This is a genomic window from Vibrio sp. PSi01, from assembly GCF_054960695.1.
Genome location: NZ_JBHNYN010000056.1, coordinates 1 through 479 on the forward strand (window position 1 = coordinate 1; position 479 = coordinate 479).

At 41.3% G+C, this 479-nt stretch carries 1 pseudogene; it reads right to left on the bottom strand.

The features are described 5' to 3' along the window. A pseudogene (locus ACFI6G_RS22225) lies at positions 1–407 on the bottom strand (transposase); the annotation flags it as partial. Positions 408–479 lie beyond the last annotated feature (72 nt).

A 479-nucleotide genomic window follows, 5' to 3' on the forward strand; every position in this document is an offset into this window, starting at 1 on the left:
CGTTGGGCGTTTAAGCCAATAGTGATAACTACTTCGATGAACATTGAAGACTTCGCATAATGTTTTTACGCTGTAGCTCTGCTTAAGTTTCTTGATTATCAAGAATTGTTCAGTGAGTCCGACATCAACAGAGCCGTGGCTTTTTTTAATATTTCATTATGCTCTTCAAGGCGAGCCAACTTCTTTTTTAATTCCCGAATTTCTATTTGTTCAGGGGTCATCGGTGAAGCTTTCGGTGTTTTTCCTTGGCGCTCTTCTCTAAGCTGGCGAACCCACTTATCCATCGTGGACTTGCCCACATTCATGGCTTGGGCTGCTTCAGTCACTGAGTAATTTTGGTCTAGGACTAACTGAGCTGCTTCTAACTTAAATTCTGCGCTAAATAGTCGTCTTGTACGTTTTGTCATAGTGTCACCTGTTAACTTATGAGGTGATGATATCACCTCTAACTAAGTGACCAAATTCACTATGCCACTACA